Source organism: Paenarthrobacter sp. CM16 (assembly GCF_013179505.1).
GTDB lineage: Bacteria > Actinomycetota > Actinomycetes > Actinomycetales > Micrococcaceae > Arthrobacter.
Window position 1 is genome coordinate 1 of record NZ_JABMCX010000090.1, and the last position, 16,496, is coordinate 16,496.

The window sequence follows — 16,496 nt, forward strand, 5'->3', positions numbered from 1 at the left end:
GCATGGATGCACAGGCCGGTTTCACTACGCCCAACCTGCTGGAAGCCGAAACCGACCGCGCGTTCATGACGTCAGCGCGAAGCACCGTGGTGCTGGCTGATCACAGCAAATGGGGCGTGGTGGGCATCGCGTCGATCGCCCAGTTGGAGGAGGCCGACGAACTGATCACCGATTCGATGCTCGGCGAAGATGCCCGCCGTGTCCTGGCCGAGAATGTGGCCAAGCTGAGGATCGCAGGCGCCTAAAAGGCTAGGCGGCCGCACCCACGCGGGACGAGATAGCCGAACCCAACAGCAGTACCCGGAAGGTGCGCTCCGTAGCTTCCTGCAACAAGGTGGCTCCTTCGGCAACGGCCCTGTCCAGGTCCATGGGAATCGGGATGATCCCGGCAATGGCGTCGATGCCGGCGGCGTGGACGTCCGCTGCGTCCTTGCCAATGGAACCTGCGAAAGCCAGCACGGGGACTCCTGCCCGTTGTGCGCGCCGCGCAACTTCCGCCGGGACCTTGCCCCGCGGCGTTTGGAAATCGATAGCGCCCTCAGCCGTGACCACCAGGTCGGCGTTGGCAATGTGGGCGTCGAGGTCTATCCCGGCCAGCCCTGAATCCAGCAAGAGTTCGAATCGTGGAACCAACCGGCCACCTACCGCAGCAAGTCCGGCGCCAAGCCCGCCCGAGGCTCCTGTTCCCGGGCCGGTCCTGAGGAATTCCTCCGGGGTGCCGGTGGCTTCGGCCAACAGGGCAGCCCAATGATCCAGGCCTTGGGACAGTTGTTCCACCTGATCCGGCGTGGCACCCTTCTGCGGGCCGAACACCCGGGCCACGCCTTGCGGACCACAGAGGACATTGAACGGGTTCAGCGCCAACTCCAGTTGGCACGCGGCCAGCCGGGGATCCAGCCCCGAGAAGTCCACACTCCCGGCATCTGCCAAGGCAGCACCGCCCTCCGGCAGGTCTTTGCCCTTCGCGTCCAGAATCCTGACGCCCAAGGCACGCAGGGCGCCCGCACCGCCGTCGGACGTTCCTGAATCCCCGCAGCCCACCACGATGCGTTCCACGCCTTGGTCCAAGGCCGCCAGGATCAACTCCCCCACCCCTCGGGTAGTGGTCAGCCCGGGGTTGCGCATGGTGCCCGGGACCAGGCGCAGGCCGGCCGCGGCAGCCATCTCCACCACCGCTGTTGGCCGGTCCACCGTGCCAAGGACTGCAAAGTGGGAATCAACCGGCAGGCCTACCGGACCGGTGACCCGGGTGCGGATGATCTTGCCGCCGGTGGCGCTGGCAAGCGCTGCCGCCGTGCCTTCGCCGCCGTCAGCCATGGGGACGGAGTTGATGCTGACGCCCGGAATGACCCGGCGAATTCCGGCAGAAATCGCGGCGGCGACTTCAACGGCGTCGAGGCTTTCCTTGAAACCGGAGGGCGCAACCAGAATGCGTTGCGGAATGGACATGACCATGAGGACACCTTTTTCTTGTGGGTTATGGCGAGGTGATGAGCGGCAGGCCCAGCAGGGGCCACACCGTGAAAGCGAACAGCAGGACGACGACGACGCTCAGGGGTGCCAGCCAGGCAGAGAGCCGGAGGAGATCCGCCGGCTGGTAGTTGGCCTTGCCGTCTGTTTCGGCAAAGATGGCCACCGGTTTAGCGGAACTGGTGAGCGTATGGCAGAAGCCTGCTGCGGCGGTGGAGGCAAAAGCTGCTGCCATGGGTTCCACTCCCATGGGCGCTGCCGAAGCCACCACGATGGGGATGAGGACTGCAGAACGGGCTGATCGTGACTGGATGACCAGGTGCGCGGCAGTGGACACCACCACAACAACCACCACAAAGATGTAAGGCTTCGCCGCGCCGAACACAGCCACAGGTCCCAACAGGGAATGTGCCAGCCATGCGGCGGCACCCGTGGTCACCAGGCTCGATCCCAGCGCCAGGGTGGCAGCCATGAAGATCAGCATGGACCAGGGCACCTTCTTCAGCGCGGAGCCCAGCGTGACGGATCCGTAGGACGGCAGTGAAACCACCAGGGCTCCCATGAGGGCCACCAGGGCGGGATCGAGCCCATGGATCGGTTCGGTGCACCACAGTGTCACCACCGCGCCGAGCAGCAACAGCGATCGTTGCTCGTCCAGGTCCAGTGGTCCCGAGATGCGTTGGGGGCTGTCCTTCTGCAGCTCGGCCATGTTGATCCCGAGGGGTTTGGTCCTGTCCGGGGCTGCCGTGAACAGCCTGACCACCAGTTCTGTGGCCATGAAGGAGGTGGCCAGACCCAACGGCAGGCCCAGCAACAGCCAGGACGCAAAGTCGAAGCCCGGAAAGCCCGCGGATTGCAGGATCTGGCTGGTAATCAGGTGAGCTCCGGCACCGAGGAAGGAGCTGACCGCGGACAGCAGAATCACCGTGGGAAACAGCACCGCCAACATCTTCACCACGGCAGGACGGTCCTGAAGGACTTTCCGCAACGTCAGGAAGATGGGCAGGACCAGCGCTGCCCTGCCGGACGTCGCAGGGATGGCGAAAGCCGTCACTACCAAGCCAAGGCAGGACAAGTGCGCCAATTGCCGGACAGAACGCGCACCGGAAATGATGAAGGCTGCACCCCTCGCCGCCAGGCCAGTGGAAGCCACCGCACTGGCAATGACGAACGCCGCCATCAGCAACCAGATGGTGTCCTCACCCAAGGCGGCAAAGAGACTCTGCATGGGAAGGGTCCCGCTGATCACCAGTGCGACGGCGGCACCCAAGGCTACATAGGTGTCCTCCACCGGGGAGAAGATCCAGAACCAGATGGCTGCAACAAAGATGCAAAGGGTCACCGCTGCGTGACCGTCCAGGCCCCACCCGTTCACCGAGTTCACGGCAAACGCCGTCATCAGGGCCAGTGCCGCCATCATGGCGATCGCTGCTGCGGGACGGAGGACGCCAAGGATCTTCCTGCCGCCATCACCCTCCGCCGGCTGCGTCACCGGGGTGGGCGCTGAGCTGTAATAGACCTCTCTCATGTCAACCTGTACCCCGCGCCACGAACAGTCTCCAGCCGTTCCGCCCCGATCTTGGCCCGGAGCGCGCGGACATAGACATCCACCACGTTCGACGCAGGATCGAAATCCATGTTCCAAGCGTGGGAGATCAACTGTTCCCGGGTGAGCACCTGGCCGGGGTGGCGCAGGAAGACCTCCAGGAGCGAGAACTCGCGGGCCGTAAGATCAGCTCCGGAGTCCCCCACCCGGACCCTCCGGCTCCGAAGGTCCAGGACCATGTCGCCGTGGGTGAGGTTCAGCACCGGCGAGCTGTCAGCGTCATCGTTGAGCCGCAACCGGATCCGGGCCAGCAACTCCGCGAACTGGAACGGCTTGGTCATGTAATCGTTGGCTCCGCTCTCCAGCCCATACACCGTGTCAGCTACTGAGTCGCTGGCCGTCAACACGATCACCGGTGTCTTGGAACCTTCACTGCGGAGGCGTTCAAGGACTTCGAAGCCGCTGAGCATAGGCAGGCCGATGTCCAGGATGATCATGCCGAACTCGCCCGAACGAGCCAGCAACAAGGCGCTGGCACCGTCGTCCACCACCAAGCACGTATAGCCGGCGGCCCTCAGGCCTTTTTCGATGAAGTCGGCGATCCGACGGTCATCCTCTGCGATCAGGATCCTGCTCACTTGTGGTGCTCCTTCACTTCATCCAGGCGTTCGGTGACGTCGCCGCCCGAGCCGGGATCGCCGTCGTCGTAAATCGGTGATGGCACGGTAATGCCAAACGTTGCGCCGTTGCCGTGCGTGCTCCGAACCCAGGCAGAACCCTGGTGCGCCTCGGCGATACTGCGGACAATGGCCAGCCCCAGTCCAGCGCCCGGCCTGGCGCGCTCGGTGTCCTGAGCCGCTTGGCCACGGTGGAAGCGGCCAAAGATGCGCGCCGCTTCTTCTTCCTCCACACCGCGTCCCTGGTCCGAGACCCAGATGGTGAACCGGCGGGCGCCGCCTTCCCCTTCAAAACGTGACCCGAGGCTGACGGTGCTGTCCTCCGGCGAGTACTGGCAGGCGTTCGTGGCCAACTGCAGCACAGCCTGCGTCATCCGCTGGGTGTCCACGCTGATGCTTCCCTCGGCGATCTCCAGGATGGGCCAACCCCGCGGTCCCAGTACTTGCGCCTTCGCCTCAATATCCAGCAGGAGCGTTGCGGCGTCCGTGCGACGGGGCTGCGCGAAACCGGGACGGTCCACTTTGGCCAGCAGCAGCAGATCCGAGACGATCCTGCCCATCCTGGCGAGCTCATCATCCACCAAGGCAAGGGTGCGTGCCCTGTCCGCCTCGTCGTCTTCCATGAGTTCAAGGTGCCCGCGGATCACGGTGATGGGCGTGCGCAGCTCGTGCGACGCGTCATCCACGAAGGCCCGCTGAGTCCGGTATGCCGATTCAATGCGGTCCAGCATGGTGTTGAACGTGACCGCGAGCGCCGAAATGTCATCGCTGCCCCGGACCGGCACGCGGGCGGTCAGGTCGCTCTCGGAAATATCCTCGGCGACGCGGCGGACCTCGCGTACCGGCGACAGGATCTGACCTGCCACCAGCCAGGCGATGCCCGCTGTCACTGCCAGCCCGCCCAGGGACACGAAGAAAATGGTGAGCACCGTTCCTGCCACCTGCGCTTCACGCGGGGCCATGTAAATGCCCACGATCAGGTGTCCTGTCTCCTGGCCGGAAACCACCGGCAGGCGGACCCAGTGCATCTCGCCCTCACTGGTATGCGCGATCCCCGACGAAGCGTCGCCCGTGCGGATCGAGTCCATCAATGCCTGGTCCCGCGGAAGGTCGTGGCCGTTGGCCTGCGAGCTGAGCGCTCCCGTGGGGGTGTAGAGGATGCGTTGGCCTACGGTCCCCACAATCACCTCGCCTTGGGCTGCGGACTGGCGGCTCAGGAAAATCTCCAGCATCTTCTCAATGGACGTGAACGGCTTGGCCGTGGTGGGATCAACACCCTCCGCGGCGAAAGCACGGAACTCCTGGAGCTCTTGGGCAATATCCTGGTGAGCCTGCGTTTGCGCACCGTTCAGCAGCAGGGAACGCATGGTCAACATGACCGCCAGCAACGTCAGTGCCGTGGTGAGCAGGATCCAGCCCGCGATCCTCCAACGGGCAGGAACCTTAGAGCCGGACCGGGCCCGCGGGCTGCCGTTGCGTGGATGCCGTTCCGGCACTGCAGGCATGGTTGCGGTGGCTGTGGTGGTGTCCGTCATGGTCATCAGTCCTCCACCTCTCCAGCATCGTCGTCATCATCAATCACTACCGGCGGCACCACCGGAACAGGGACAACCGGCTCAGGCGATGGTGCAGGGGGCGCAGGTGCGGGCGGCGGGGCCACCGGCGGAGGCGTTGGTGCCGGGGGCGTCGGTGTCGGGGACGGTGACGGGGTCTGCGTTGGCGTCTGCGTTGGTTCCAGGCCGGGGGCCGGCTTCCCGTCCGGCCCGGGTCCCAACTCGATCGGATTCGCATCCACCGCCGGCGGTCCCGAAGGCGCCGCCAGCAAGGTCCCGGCCACTGCAAGAAGCACCGGAATCACCAGCAGCGCCCCCAGCAGGAGAACTCGTCGCATTGTTTGCATGCGTTCATCGTTGCAGGCCACTATGAGGGGTTGATGAAACGGGAATGAAGAAGTCTTCATCCGGGGCCCCACCCATGTAGGTAGCACTTGGGTCTCATACCCCGGGTGGAGGCGCGTCCGCAGAGTTCAGCCGCGGGACTGACGCGGCAGGACGGGGCCGGCGGGGATGCTGGATGTATGAACGCCATCCTCCACGCCCAGCAACTCACCAAGCATTACCCCGGCAGCATTGCCCTGGACCACGTCGACTTCACCGCGAATGCGGGCGAGTCCATTGCGATCATCGGACCGTCCGGTTCGGGGAAGACCACCCTGCTGCATTGCCTCGCCGGGATTTTGAGGCCCGACGCCGGTTCGATCACCTTGAGTACGCAATCGGCCCCCTTGCGCCTGGATACTTTGGGCGACGCCGCGTTGTCCCGCCTGCGCAGGGAAGAATTCGGCTTCGTGTTCCAGCAAGGCATGCTCCTGCCGGAACTGACTGCCGTGGAGAACGTGGCCTTGGCACTGATGCTCAACGGCACCGACCGTGCAACGTCCGAATCAAGGGCCGCGGAGTGGCTCGGCGCGTTGGGCCTTGCCGGCATGGAGCAACGCCGCTTGGGCGAGCTGTCCGGTGGGCAGGTCCAACGCGTGGCCATCGCCCGGGCCCAGGTCACGGGCGCGCGGGTTGTTTTCGCGGACGAGCCCACCGGCGCCCTGGACTCAGCCACGTCAACGGAAGTCTTGGACGTTCTGCTGCGCTCCGTGGCAGCCAATGGGCGGACGTTGCTGGTGGTCACCCACGATCCCAACGTGGCAGCCCGATGCCAGCGCGTGGTGGAGCTGCGCGACGGCAGGATCGTGGCGGACAGCGCCGGACCGGTTTCCCCAGCCGTCCCGGGGACCCCGGCCACCAGCTTCAAAGGTGCCTTCAATGTCTAGTCTCGCCATGGCCCTTCGGCTCACCCCTTACCTGGCACGAAGCAACGACAGCAGCCTCCGCGAGACTGGTTTGCGCGACGCCGGGCTGCCGGTCCTCGCGTTCGGCACCGTCACCGCACTGCTCCTGACCGTGGCCGGCGGCTCGCAGGTCTTCTGGTCCTGGTCGGACGACATCGCAGGCACTTACCAAGCACTCGCCGTCGTCGCCATGGTCTTGCTCATCATCCCGCTCCTGACGCTGGGCGCCTCGGCCGCCCGACTCGCCGCGCGTCGTCGTGATGACCGCTTGGCATCCTTGCGTTTGTTGGGCGCCGACAGCGCAACCGTGGTCTGGATGACCGTGATCGAATCCACCGTGCTCGCTGCGGTGGGCGCGCTGGCGGGTGCCGGTCTGTACGCCTGCGCGGCACCGTTCCTGGGGCTGATCCAGTTTCGGGGCCAGGCCATTGCCGGCCACGCCTGGCTGTCCGTACCCTCCATCCTGGGCTGCATCCTGGCCGTCTGCGTGCTGGCTGCGGCGAGTGCTGCCCTGGGACTTCGCAAGGTGGTGGTCACGCCGTTGGGTGTCCGGACCAGGCAGACGGCCGACGGCGTCCATTGGGTTCGCGGTCTCATCGCGGCTCTGGTGGTGGTTGTGGGAGTGGTGACGATGGGCATGCTCAGCAGCTTTGGCGCGTTCGTTGTGATCGTCGCAGTGATGGGAGGGTGCTTTGGCCTGGCGTTGTTGGCGTTGAACCTGATGGGTCCTTGGATCCTGCGCCTGAGGGCGTCCTCGCAGCTCAAGCGGGCCAAGCGTCCCGAGCAGCTGCTGGCCGCGCGGACGGTGCTGGAGAGCCCCAAGGAATCGTGGCGGCAAGTTGGGGGCGTTGCGATGACCAGCTTTGTGGGCGTTTTTGTGGGTGTCGGCATGGCCGTGGCGGACACCATGGGTGGAAGCGCCGGGGATGAGACGGCCCTGTTGGTCCGCGACATCAACACCGGGGTGATGATTACCCTGTTGGGTTCGTTCCTGATGGTGGCGTGTTCAGCGGGTGTGAACCAGGCAGCCGCGGTGCTTGACCGGGCATCCATGCTGGTTGCCTTGGACCGTGTGGGCATGCCGCGCAAGCTGATGGTGGCCTCGCGGGTCAAGGCCGTGATGTCGCCGCTGTTCCTGGTGGCCGGCATTTCCGCGGCTGCCGCGTCCGCGCTGGTCCTGCCGCTGACGGGCATGGTGTTGCTGACCCGGCCCGTGGTGTTCCTGACCATCGGTGGTGTGTTCGCGGCCGGTTTCCTTTTGGTCCGGCTGGCCGTCGCGGCGGGTACGGCCCAGATCGGCCAGGTGCTGGCCCGGCCGGAGCGCTACGCGAGCATGGACTCCTGACCCGGCCATCCGCCGTCGTAACCTCCCGGGGGCTATTTGCAGCCGCAGGACTGCCGGATGATCAGCTCAGTGGGCAGGATGTGATGCTGCAGCTCTTCGCCGCGGCTCTTGCCGACCAGTGCCTGCACGGCCGCTTGGGCCATCGCTTCAACGGGCTGGGCAACAGTAGTGAGCGCAGGCCAGCTGTATTCGGAGTCCAGGGAGCCATCGAAGGAGACCAACGCCAGGTCCTCGGGCACCCGCACGCCGGCCTCATGAAGGGCCCGGAGGATGCCGATTGCTTGCATGTCATTGCTGGCGAAGATCGCGGTGGGGCGGTTGGCCATGGAGAGGAAGCGCTTGCCAACTTCATATCCGCCCGGTCGGCTGAAGGGACCGTGCAGCATGGGCCCGTCCGGCAACCCGGCGTCCCGCAAGGTGGCCAGCCAGCCAACCTCGCGGCCATCCATCTGGTTGCCGGTATTGGTGCCGATCGCCAACCCGATGTTCGTATGCCCGTGGCCGATCAGGTGTTCCACGGCAGCCCGCGCTCCAGCCTGGAGATCAACACCCACGCTGTTGAATTCCGGCGGCGAGCCTGCATTGTTCAGGAGCACTGCGGGGATTTCCGAGGCTTCCAGTTCCGAGACATCGGGATCGAACACGCAACTGGCCAGGAACACACCGTCCACCTGACGGGCGGCCAGGGTGCGGATATTCTTGCGCTCGCGCGTCAGGCTGCCGTCCGAGTTGGTGAGCACCATGCCGAAGCCAAGTTCCGCTGCGGCGTCTTCCACGGCGTGGGCCAGATGCGTAAAAAACGGGTTGGTGTTGTCCGGAACCACCACGCCGATCGTCTCACTTGACCCCAGCTTCAACGCCCGGGCAGCTGCGTTGGGCCGGTATCCGAGGACACGGATGGCATCGCGCACTTTGGCTTCCGTCGCCGGGGCCACATTCTTGGGTCCACCGTTCACTACATAACTCACGACGGCGGTACTCACCCCGGCGTACCGGGCCACGTCTTTGCGTGTAACCGGGCCGCGCGAGGTTTGTACCGCCGAAGTTGTCATGAGGTAAATGCTAGCTACTCCACTGGAGCATCACCGAAGTCGCGGATGGGAAGACGCTCCCCGCCACGCAGCGCGGACTCGTGGGCGACGATGCCCGGCAACGTAAACCGGGCAGCCACCCAGGCGTTGACGGGAGGAAGGCTGCGGTTGTTCACGGCCGTCACAAAGTCATCTACCAGGAACTGGTGGCTTCCCTCATGGCCGTTGGGTGCTCCCAGGAACTCCTGCGGGAGCCTGGACTGGTCATGCACCGGGGCCAGTCCGGAAATGAAGGCATCCCGCAATTCGGGCGCAACATCTGCCAGTGAGGGATCATCCAGGGACATGGTGGGCTTGGTTTCCACCTGATCGGAGACGTCTTCAACCGTGGTTTTGTCCTGCCACACGGTAGTGGTGGCAAGTTGCTCGAAGCTGGCGTCGGTGCCGAAGAAACGGAAGCGGGACTCGCGGATGTGTGAGGGGTACCCGACCCGGCGCATCTCATTGGTGCGCATCGCACCGCCGTCGTTCATTTCAAACAGTGCCGTGGCGTTGGAGAAGTCGTTGGCGAACATGCTCACGTCCTTGTCGAAGACGCCGTCACCGCGCTGGTCCTTCACACCGATGCAGCTGACGCTGACCGCGTGGCCGGGGACGGCGCCCAGGACTCCGCCGATGGCGTGGGTGGGGTAGAGCATGGGAGGGTAGCTGGCGGTTTCCTTCCATCGTTCTCCGCCGCTGTACTGATACGCCTCATAGAACCCAAGGTCCATGTCATGGACGTAATCGCCCTCGGTGTAGAAGATGCGGCCGAACTTACCGGCAGCGTGTTGTTGCCGGGCGAAGACGGTGGCGGGGTTGTAATAGCTGGTCTCCCCCATGGCGTAGACCAGTTTGGTCTCGCGCACGGCCTCGATGATCCGTTCAATTTCCTCTTCGGAAATGGCCATGGGCACGGCTGAGTAGACGTGCTTTCCGGCCCTGAGGGCGCGCTCGACCAAGGGGCCGTGAGTCCACCGCTGCGTGAAGATGGCGACAGCATCGACGTCGGACTCCAACAGTTCCTCGAAGCTGCCCATCACTCCATCCAGTCCCCAACGCTCCTGCGCTGCAGCTGCCCGCTCGGGGAGTTCGTCGATTGCGTAGACCGCGCTGACACCCGGGTGGATCTTGAACAAGTGGGCGAATTGGCTGCCGAACTGTCCGGCACCCACAACACCGATCGAAAACGTCATTGTTTACCTTTCCTGGGGCCGTCGAAGCAGCCTCCGCTGTGTACTCACTGATTTCCCGTCGAGTCTTGCACCGGGATCTACTCGAGTCAACAGAAACAACATATGTGAACATTTTTCACCAAAAATTTGCGACTGCTCTTGCTATGCTCGGATCTACTCGTGTAGATTCTGGTCCAGTTGTTACGCATATCACAGTCAGGAAAGGGTCGACGATGACCACGATAACCAAACAACCAGATCCCGGGCTCGCCGCCGGGGCGCCGCGGAAATCACGGAAGCGGGGAAAACCATCCGACGGGTTCCGCGGCATCGGGGACCTGAAGGTAGCGCTCTTCTTCATCGCTCCGGCAATGGTCGGACTGATCCTCTTCTACCTCGTCCCGACCATCCGGGGCATCTACCTCAGCTTCACCGAGTACAGCATCCTCGGCGACCCCGAATGGATCGGCACGCGGAACTACGAACGCATAGCCAAGGACCCGCTGTTTTGGAATGCCCTGGGCGTCACCACGGAATACGTGATCATCAACATCGTCCTTCAAACGGCGTTGGCCCTGGGCCTTGCCATCCTGATGCACCGCGTCGCCAAGTCGACCCTCATCCGCGGCGCGCTCCTGATGCCGTATCTGATGGCAAACGTCATCGCGGCCCTGCTCTGGTTTTGGATGCTTGACTACCAGATCGGCATCATCAACCAGATCATCGAATGGACCGGACTGCCCAGGGTGGCCTTCTTCGGAAGTGAGCAATGGGCCATCCCCACCCAGGCACTGATCAACACCTGGCGGCACATGGGTTACACGGCGCTCCTGATCTTCGCCGGCCTCCAAGCCATCCCGAACAGCGTCTACGAGGCCGCCAGCATCGACGGTTCCAAGGCCGTGAGCACTTTCTGGCGGATCACTTTGCCGTTGCTGCGACCGGTCCTGGTATTGGTCCTGGTAGTGACCGTCATCGGTTCCTTCCAGGTCTTTGACACCGTCGCCGTCACCACGGCCGGCGGCCCGGTCAACGCAACCCGCGTGCTGCAGTTCTACATCTACCAGCGCGCCTTCAATGAGCAGGATTTCGGCTATGGATCCGCCCTGGCCGTCATCCTCTTCCTCATCCTCGCAATCGTCGCTTTCATCCAGATGAAATTCCTCCGCGGCAACCAGTCGGACCTGGACTAAGGACACGCCATGACCACCCTTGCATCCACAAAGAACGGCAGCCGCCGCGGGCCGCTCCGCCGGCCCTTCAACTGGCGCCGCGCCATCGCCCTGACCCTCCTCACCCTGGCCGTTGCCGTAAGCATCCTGCCCTTCTATTGGGTTTTGCGTACGGCATTGTCCTCTAACGGCTCCCTCGCCGCGAACTCCGCCAACCTGCTGCCGGCGGACTTCAACCTAGGCGCGTTCAAGCGTGTCTTCGGTCTCCAGAGTGCCTCCGAAGCCATCGCCGAAGGCGGCTCGGGCGCTTCGATCAACTTCTGGCAGTACCTTTGGAACTCGCTGGTCTTCTCCGGCATCACCACAGCCTGCGCCGTGTTCTTCAGCTCAATGGCCGCCTATGCCTTCTCCAGGCTGAGGTGGAAAGGCCGCGACGCGGTCTTCTCCCTGTTCCTCGCCACCATGCTCGTCCCGCCGATCTTCACCGCGCTGCCCAACTTCCTGCTCATCAAGAACCTGGGCTTGCTCAATTCCATGCTCGGGCTCGTGCTGCCCTACCTGTTCATGACCCCGTTCGCGATCTTCTTCATGCGCCAGTTCTTCCTGAACATGTCCAGGGAAGTTGAAGAAGCCGCCATGCTGGACGGCGCCAAGCACTGGCGGATCTTCTTCCAGATCATCATGCCCAACGCCGCTGCCCCGATCGCGACCCTGGCCTTGCTGACGTTCATGGGTCAGTGGAACGAGTACTTCTGGCCCCTGCTGGTGGGCACTTCGGAGGAATCCCGGGTACTCACCGTGGGTCTGGGAGTCTTCAAATCCCAGTCCCCGCAAGGCGCGCCGGACTGGTCCGGGCTCATGGCCGCAACCCTCGTCTCCGCCACGCCCGTGCTGATCCTCTTCGCCATCTTCGGCAAACGAATCGTCAACTCCATCGGCTTCAACGGCACCAAATAACCTCCTCCCTCCCGCAGAAACCGGCATGTACCGGCACGCACCCCACCCCGTCCTGAAAGGACCAACCATGATGAACAAGAAGGCATTAGGCGCCGTCGCCGCAGCCGCTATCCTCTCACTGTCCGCCTGCTCGGGCGGAGCCTCCGGAGCAGAGGCTGCCAAGGGCGAGATCAGCTACTGGCTCTGGGACGCCAACCAGCTCCCGGCCTACCAGCAGTGCGCCACGGATTTCACCAAGGCCAACCCTGACATCACCGTCAAGATCACCCAGACCGGTTGGGACGACTACTGGTCCAAGCTCACCAACGGCATGGCCGCCGGCACTGCACCGGATGTCTTTACGGACCACCTGTCCAAGTACCCGGACTTCCTCAAGACCAAGCAGTTGGTGGCCCTTGACGAGCAGATCGCGCAGGACAAGGTAGACCTTTCCCAGTACAACGAAGGCCTCGCGGACCTCTGGGTGGGCCAGGATGGCAAGCGCTACGGGCTGCCCAAAGACTGGGACACCATTGCCCTGTTCTACAACCAGAAGATGGCCACAGAGGCCGGCATCACCCCTGAACAGATGGGTTCCCTGACCTGGAACCCGCAGGACGGTGGAACGTACGAGAAAGCAATCGCCCGACTCACAGTGGACAAGAACGGCAAACGCGGCGACGAAACGGGCTTCGACAAGAACAACGTTGCCGTCTACGGGTTGGGCCTGCCGGGCTCCGACGCCGAGAACGCCGGCCAGACCCAATGGAGCTACCTCTCCGCCACCACGGGCTGGACCACCACAGACAAGAACCCCTGGGGCACCCGCTTCAACTACGACGACAAGAAGCTCCAGGACACCATCGACTGGTGGGCCTCGCTCGCCGCGAAGGGCTACATGCCCAAGCTTGAAACCACCGTTGGCGCCAATGCCGCCGATAACTTCGGTGCAGGGAAGGCCGCCATCAACAGCAATGGCTCCTGGATGATCGGCCAGTACACCGGCTACAAGGGCATCGACGTCGGGATCGCCCCCACACCCCAGGGCCCCGAAGGTAAGCGTGCCTCCATGTTCAACGGCTTGGCCGACTCCGTATGGGCCGGCACCAAGAAGAAGGACGCCGCCATCAAGTGGGTCGAATACCTGGGCTCGGCAGCCTGCCAGGATGTCGTGGCTTCCAAAGCCGTGGTGTTCCCGGCCATCAGCACTTCCTCGGATAAAGCCGCAGAAGCCTTCAAGGCCAAGAACGTGGACGTCAGCGCCTTCACCCAGCACGTGAAGGACAAGACCACCTTCATGCTCCCAATCACGGACAACGCCTCCAAGGTTTCAGGAATCATGAAGCCGGCAATGGACGCTGTGATCGCCGGCAAGTCCCCGGCCAGTTCACTGACGGCCGCCAACGAACAGGTCAACGCCCTCTTCGCGAAGTAACACCCCCACCCGTTGTGGGGCCCGCTTTGCGCGCTATTTTGATTGCGAAGCGCGCAGAGCGGGCCCCACAACACCTCCCTACCGGTTCACAGCCCACCCGATTGAAAGTGACTTCATACATGCACCCGCTCCATCTCCGTTCCGCAGGTACCAGCCTGGTGATCAGCACCCACCGTGGCGAGGCTGAGATAACCCACTGGGGAGCCGACCTGGGCGAGACCCTGCCTGACCTGGCCATTCTCAACGAGCCAATTCCGCCTTCCGCCATCGACGCCAACGTCCCCGCAGGGCTCCTGCCGCAGGCTTCCTCGAGTTGGCAAGGACGGCCCGGACTGCGTGGCCAGCGCATTACCGACGGCGTACCCGGCTTTGATTTCTCCCTCCGCCTTCGCACGGTGAGCGCGACGGCGGACGGTACTGCCGCCGTCGTGGTTCAGTCCGATCCCGACGCCGGCATCACCGTGACCAGCAACCTCACCTTGCACCCGGGCGGGCTTCTCGAACTGCGGCACACGGCTAACAACGACGGCACCTCGTCTTTCCAGATTGATGAGCTGGCGACGATGCTCCCGGTGGCGCCTGACGCCGTCGAACTTTTGGACCTGACAGGTCGCTGGTGCCGTGAACGCCACCCGCAGCGCCGGGCCATCCAGCAGGGAACCTGGGTACGGACCGGACGCCACGGACGCACCGGGCACGATTCCTCGTTGCTGCTGGCTGCGGGGACCGCCGGATTCGGCAACCGCCACGGCAAGGTGTGGGCCACGCACCTGGCCTGGAGCGGCAACCACGAGCAATTTGCGGACAGCGTTGCCGATGGCCGGACCATGGTGGGTGGCTCCGAGCTTCTGGGGCCGGCCGAAGTAGTCCTGCAGCCCGGCGGGAGTTACACCACGCCCGCACTGTTTGCGGCGTACTCGGACCGTGGTTTGGACGGGATCTCGGAAGCGTTCTACTCCTGGTTCCGCTCACGTCCGCACCACGTGGGTGCAGCTTCCGGAAAGGCCCGCCCGGTAGTCCTCAACACCTGGGAAGCGGTGTACTTCGACCACAACCTGGACACCCTGATCGAGCTTGCGGAGTCCGCTGCCGACCTTGGGGTTGAGCGTTTTGTGCTCGACGACGGCTGGTTCCGCGGGCGCCGCGGCGACCACGCCGGCCTGGGCGACTGGTATGTGGACGAAACCCTCTGGCCTGATGGGCTGACGCCGCTAATTGATGCCGTGACCAGCCGCGGTATGGAGTTCGGGCTGTGGGTTGAGCCGGAAATGGTCAACCTGGACTCGGACATCGCCAGGGCGCATCCCGAATGGCTCGTGGGTCCGTCCGCGCTTTCCCACAAGGACGGTGGCCGGCTGCCCCTGGGATGGCGGCAGCAGCACGTGATCGATCTGGTGAACCCGGACGCATGGCAGTACATTTACGACCGCATCGACGCGCTGCTGAGCGAGAACACCATCAGCTACCTCAAGTGGGACCAGAACCGCGACCTCCTGGAACACGGGCATGCCGGCCGGGCTTCGGTGCACGAGCAAACGTTGGCGGCCTACCGGCTCTTTGATGCACTGCGTACAGCCCATCCCGGGGTCGAGATTGAAAGCTGCTCCTCCGGTGGCGCCCGTGTGGACCTTGGGATCCTGGAACGGACCGACCGCATCTGGGCCTCGGACTGCAACGACGCCTTGGAACGGCAGACCATTCAACGATGGACAGGGTTGGTGCTTCCACCCGAGCTGGTGGGCGGCCACATTGGACCCACCACATCGCACACCACCGGCCGCACCCACGACCTCTCCTTCCGCGCCATCACGGCGTTGTTCGGACACTTCGGCATGGAGTGGGATGTCCGCTCCGTCACCGGTGCCGAACGCGATGAGCTCAAGCGCTTCATTGGCCTGTACAAGGAACACCGCGGACTGATCCACAGCGGCCGGATGGTGCGGGCCGATGTGCCGGACGAGTCACTGATGGTGCACGGCGTTGTTGCGGACACTGAAACGTCCGACGCCGGCACCCCGGCCGGCGCCACGGCGGCACTTTTCGCTGTGGTGAAGACGCGGACAGGGTTTGCCGAACTGCCCGGACGGGTGGCGGTTCCGGGGCTGGACCCGTTACGTACATACCGGGTGGAGGCTATCTTCCCTGCCCCCGGTGATGCCGACTACGGGCACACGTTCACTGAGGCCAGGCCGGCACCGTGGGTGGCTTCGGGAGCGGAGGCCAGCGGGCGCTTCCTGGGCGAGGTAGGTCTGCCCATGCCGGTCCTGAACCCGGAGCACGCCATCCTGCTGCGGTTCACGGCCCTCTGACCCTCGTTACCTTTTTCGTAGCCCGTTTCCTGGTGCAGGATATGGGTGTGCTGGCCTGCTGATCCCGGCATGATTGCGACCCTCTGTTGATTCGATGATCTTGAGAGTGTTGTCACCGGGGTTGGTAGGTGCCGGGAGACCGCTGATAGGGGCAGGACAGTTCGGGAACGTCGTGCGTAACGTGGGTGCCGGGTCCTGACACCGCTGGCGGGCCAGTGCGGTAGTTGACTACGACTGGAGGTGCCAGATGATCACGAACCACGACGCTGTCGAAGTGTTTATTGGTTTGGATGTTGGTAAGGGCGTCCATCATGCCGTTGCCGTGGACCGGGCCGGCAGGAAATTGCTGGACCGGGCGCTGCCCAATGATGAAGCCAAAATCCGGGAGATCATGGCCGAGCTGGAGGACAACGGCCGGATCCTGTTTGTTGTTGACCAGCCCGCGACCATCGGTGCGCTTCCCGTCGCGGTGGCCCAGGCCGCCGGGGTGCTGGTCGGCTACCTGCCGGGCCTGGCGAT

Annotated in this window: 13 protein-coding genes and 2 pseudogenes; 8 read left to right on the plus strand and 7 right to left on the minus strand. The window is 64.1% G+C overall.

What is annotated here, in order from left to right:
* A pseudogene (locus HP499_RS09970) lies at window positions 1–245 on the plus strand (DeoR family transcriptional regulator); the annotation flags it as partial.
* Between the two features lie 4 nt (window positions 246–249).
* Here the strand turns inward: HP499_RS09970 and HP499_RS09975 are convergent.
* Genes HP499_RS09975 through HP499_RS09995 form a run of 5 tightly spaced genes read right to left on the minus strand, consistent with a single transcriptional unit; the run spans window position 250 to window position 5,593 of the window.
* Entirely contained in the window at window positions 250–1,455 is a 1,206-nt protein-coding gene (locus HP499_RS09975) for a glycerate kinase (RefSeq protein WP_172323928.1), read from the minus strand.
* A gap of 22 nt (window positions 1,456–1,477) precedes the next feature.
* Entirely contained in the window at window positions 1,478–2,998 is a 1,521-nt protein-coding gene (locus tag HP499_RS09980; protein ID WP_172323929.1) for an SLC13 family permease, read from the minus strand.
* Window positions 2,995–3,654 (minus strand): response regulator transcription factor, encoded by a 660-nt coding sequence (locus HP499_RS09985; RefSeq protein WP_172323930.1) that lies wholly within the window; start codon window positions 3,652–3,654, stop codon window positions 2,995–2,997. The genes HP499_RS09980 and HP499_RS09985 overlap by 4 nt, the downstream gene beginning before the upstream one ends.
* Window positions 3,651–5,234, minus strand: a complete 1,584-nt coding sequence (locus tag HP499_RS09990; RefSeq protein ID WP_216659899.1) for an ATP-binding protein — start codon at window positions 5,232–5,234, stop codon at window positions 3,651–3,653. The genes HP499_RS09985 and HP499_RS09990 overlap by 4 nt, the downstream gene beginning before the upstream one ends.
* Window positions 5,234–5,593 carry a hypothetical protein gene (locus HP499_RS09995; protein ID WP_172323931.1) on the minus strand — a complete coding sequence of 120 codons (360 nt, stop codon included), beginning with the start codon at window positions 5,591–5,593 and terminating at the stop codon, window positions 5,234–5,236. Before HP499_RS09995 ends, HP499_RS09990 begins: the two co-directional genes overlap by 1 nt.
* Window positions 5,594–5,770: 177 nt before the next feature.
* Between HP499_RS09995 and HP499_RS10000 the strand changes: the two genes are divergently transcribed.
* Window positions 5,771–6,517 (plus strand): ABC transporter ATP-binding protein, encoded by a 747-nt coding sequence (locus HP499_RS10000; protein WP_172323932.1) that lies wholly within the window; start codon window positions 5,771–5,773, stop codon window positions 6,515–6,517.
* Entirely contained in the window at window positions 6,510–7,880 is a 1,371-nt protein-coding gene (locus HP499_RS10005; RefSeq protein ID WP_253951506.1) for an FtsX-like permease family protein, read from the plus strand. The genes HP499_RS10000 and HP499_RS10005 overlap by 8 nt, the downstream gene beginning before the upstream one ends.
* A gap of 32 nt (window positions 7,881–7,912) precedes the next feature.
* Here HP499_RS10005 and HP499_RS10010 read toward each other — a convergent pair whose 3' ends face one another.
* Window positions 7,913–8,932, minus strand: coding sequence for a LacI family DNA-binding transcriptional regulator (locus tag HP499_RS10010; protein ID WP_172323933.1), 1,020 nt, complete (start codon window positions 8,930–8,932; stop codon window positions 7,913–7,915).
* A gap of 14 nt (window positions 8,933–8,946) precedes the next feature.
* Window positions 8,947–10,146 (minus strand): Gfo/Idh/MocA family protein, encoded by a 1,200-nt coding sequence (locus tag HP499_RS10015; RefSeq protein ID WP_172323934.1) that lies wholly within the window; start codon window positions 10,144–10,146, stop codon window positions 8,947–8,949.
* 212 nt (window positions 10,147–10,358) lie between these two features.
* Here HP499_RS10015 and HP499_RS10020 point away from each other — a divergent pair, with 212 nt between their 5' ends.
* From HP499_RS10020 to HP499_RS10040, 5 genes and pseudogenes are all read left to right on the plus strand, one after another.
* A complete protein-coding gene (locus tag HP499_RS10020; protein ID WP_172323935.1) occupies window positions 10,359–11,318 on the plus strand; it encodes a carbohydrate ABC transporter permease in 960 nt (319 codons plus the stop codon).
* Window positions 11,319–11,327: 9 nt separating this feature from the next.
* Window positions 11,328–12,254, plus strand: coding sequence for a carbohydrate ABC transporter permease (locus HP499_RS10025; RefSeq protein WP_172323936.1), 927 nt, complete (start codon window positions 11,328–11,330; stop codon window positions 12,252–12,254).
* A gap of 67 nt (window positions 12,255–12,321) precedes the next feature.
* The gene (locus tag HP499_RS10030) at window positions 12,322–13,668 is read left to right on the plus strand and encodes a sugar ABC transporter substrate-binding protein (protein WP_172323937.1); all 1,347 of its coding nucleotides are present in this window, start codon (window positions 12,322–12,324) and stop codon (window positions 13,666–13,668) included.
* A gap of 119 nt (window positions 13,669–13,787) precedes the next feature.
* Entirely contained in the window at window positions 13,788–15,977 is a 2,190-nt protein-coding gene (locus HP499_RS10035; RefSeq protein ID WP_172323938.1) for an alpha-galactosidase, read from the plus strand.
* Between the two features lie 185 nt (window positions 15,978–16,162).
* Window positions 16,163–16,496, plus strand: a pseudogene (locus HP499_RS10040) (transposase); the annotation flags it as partial.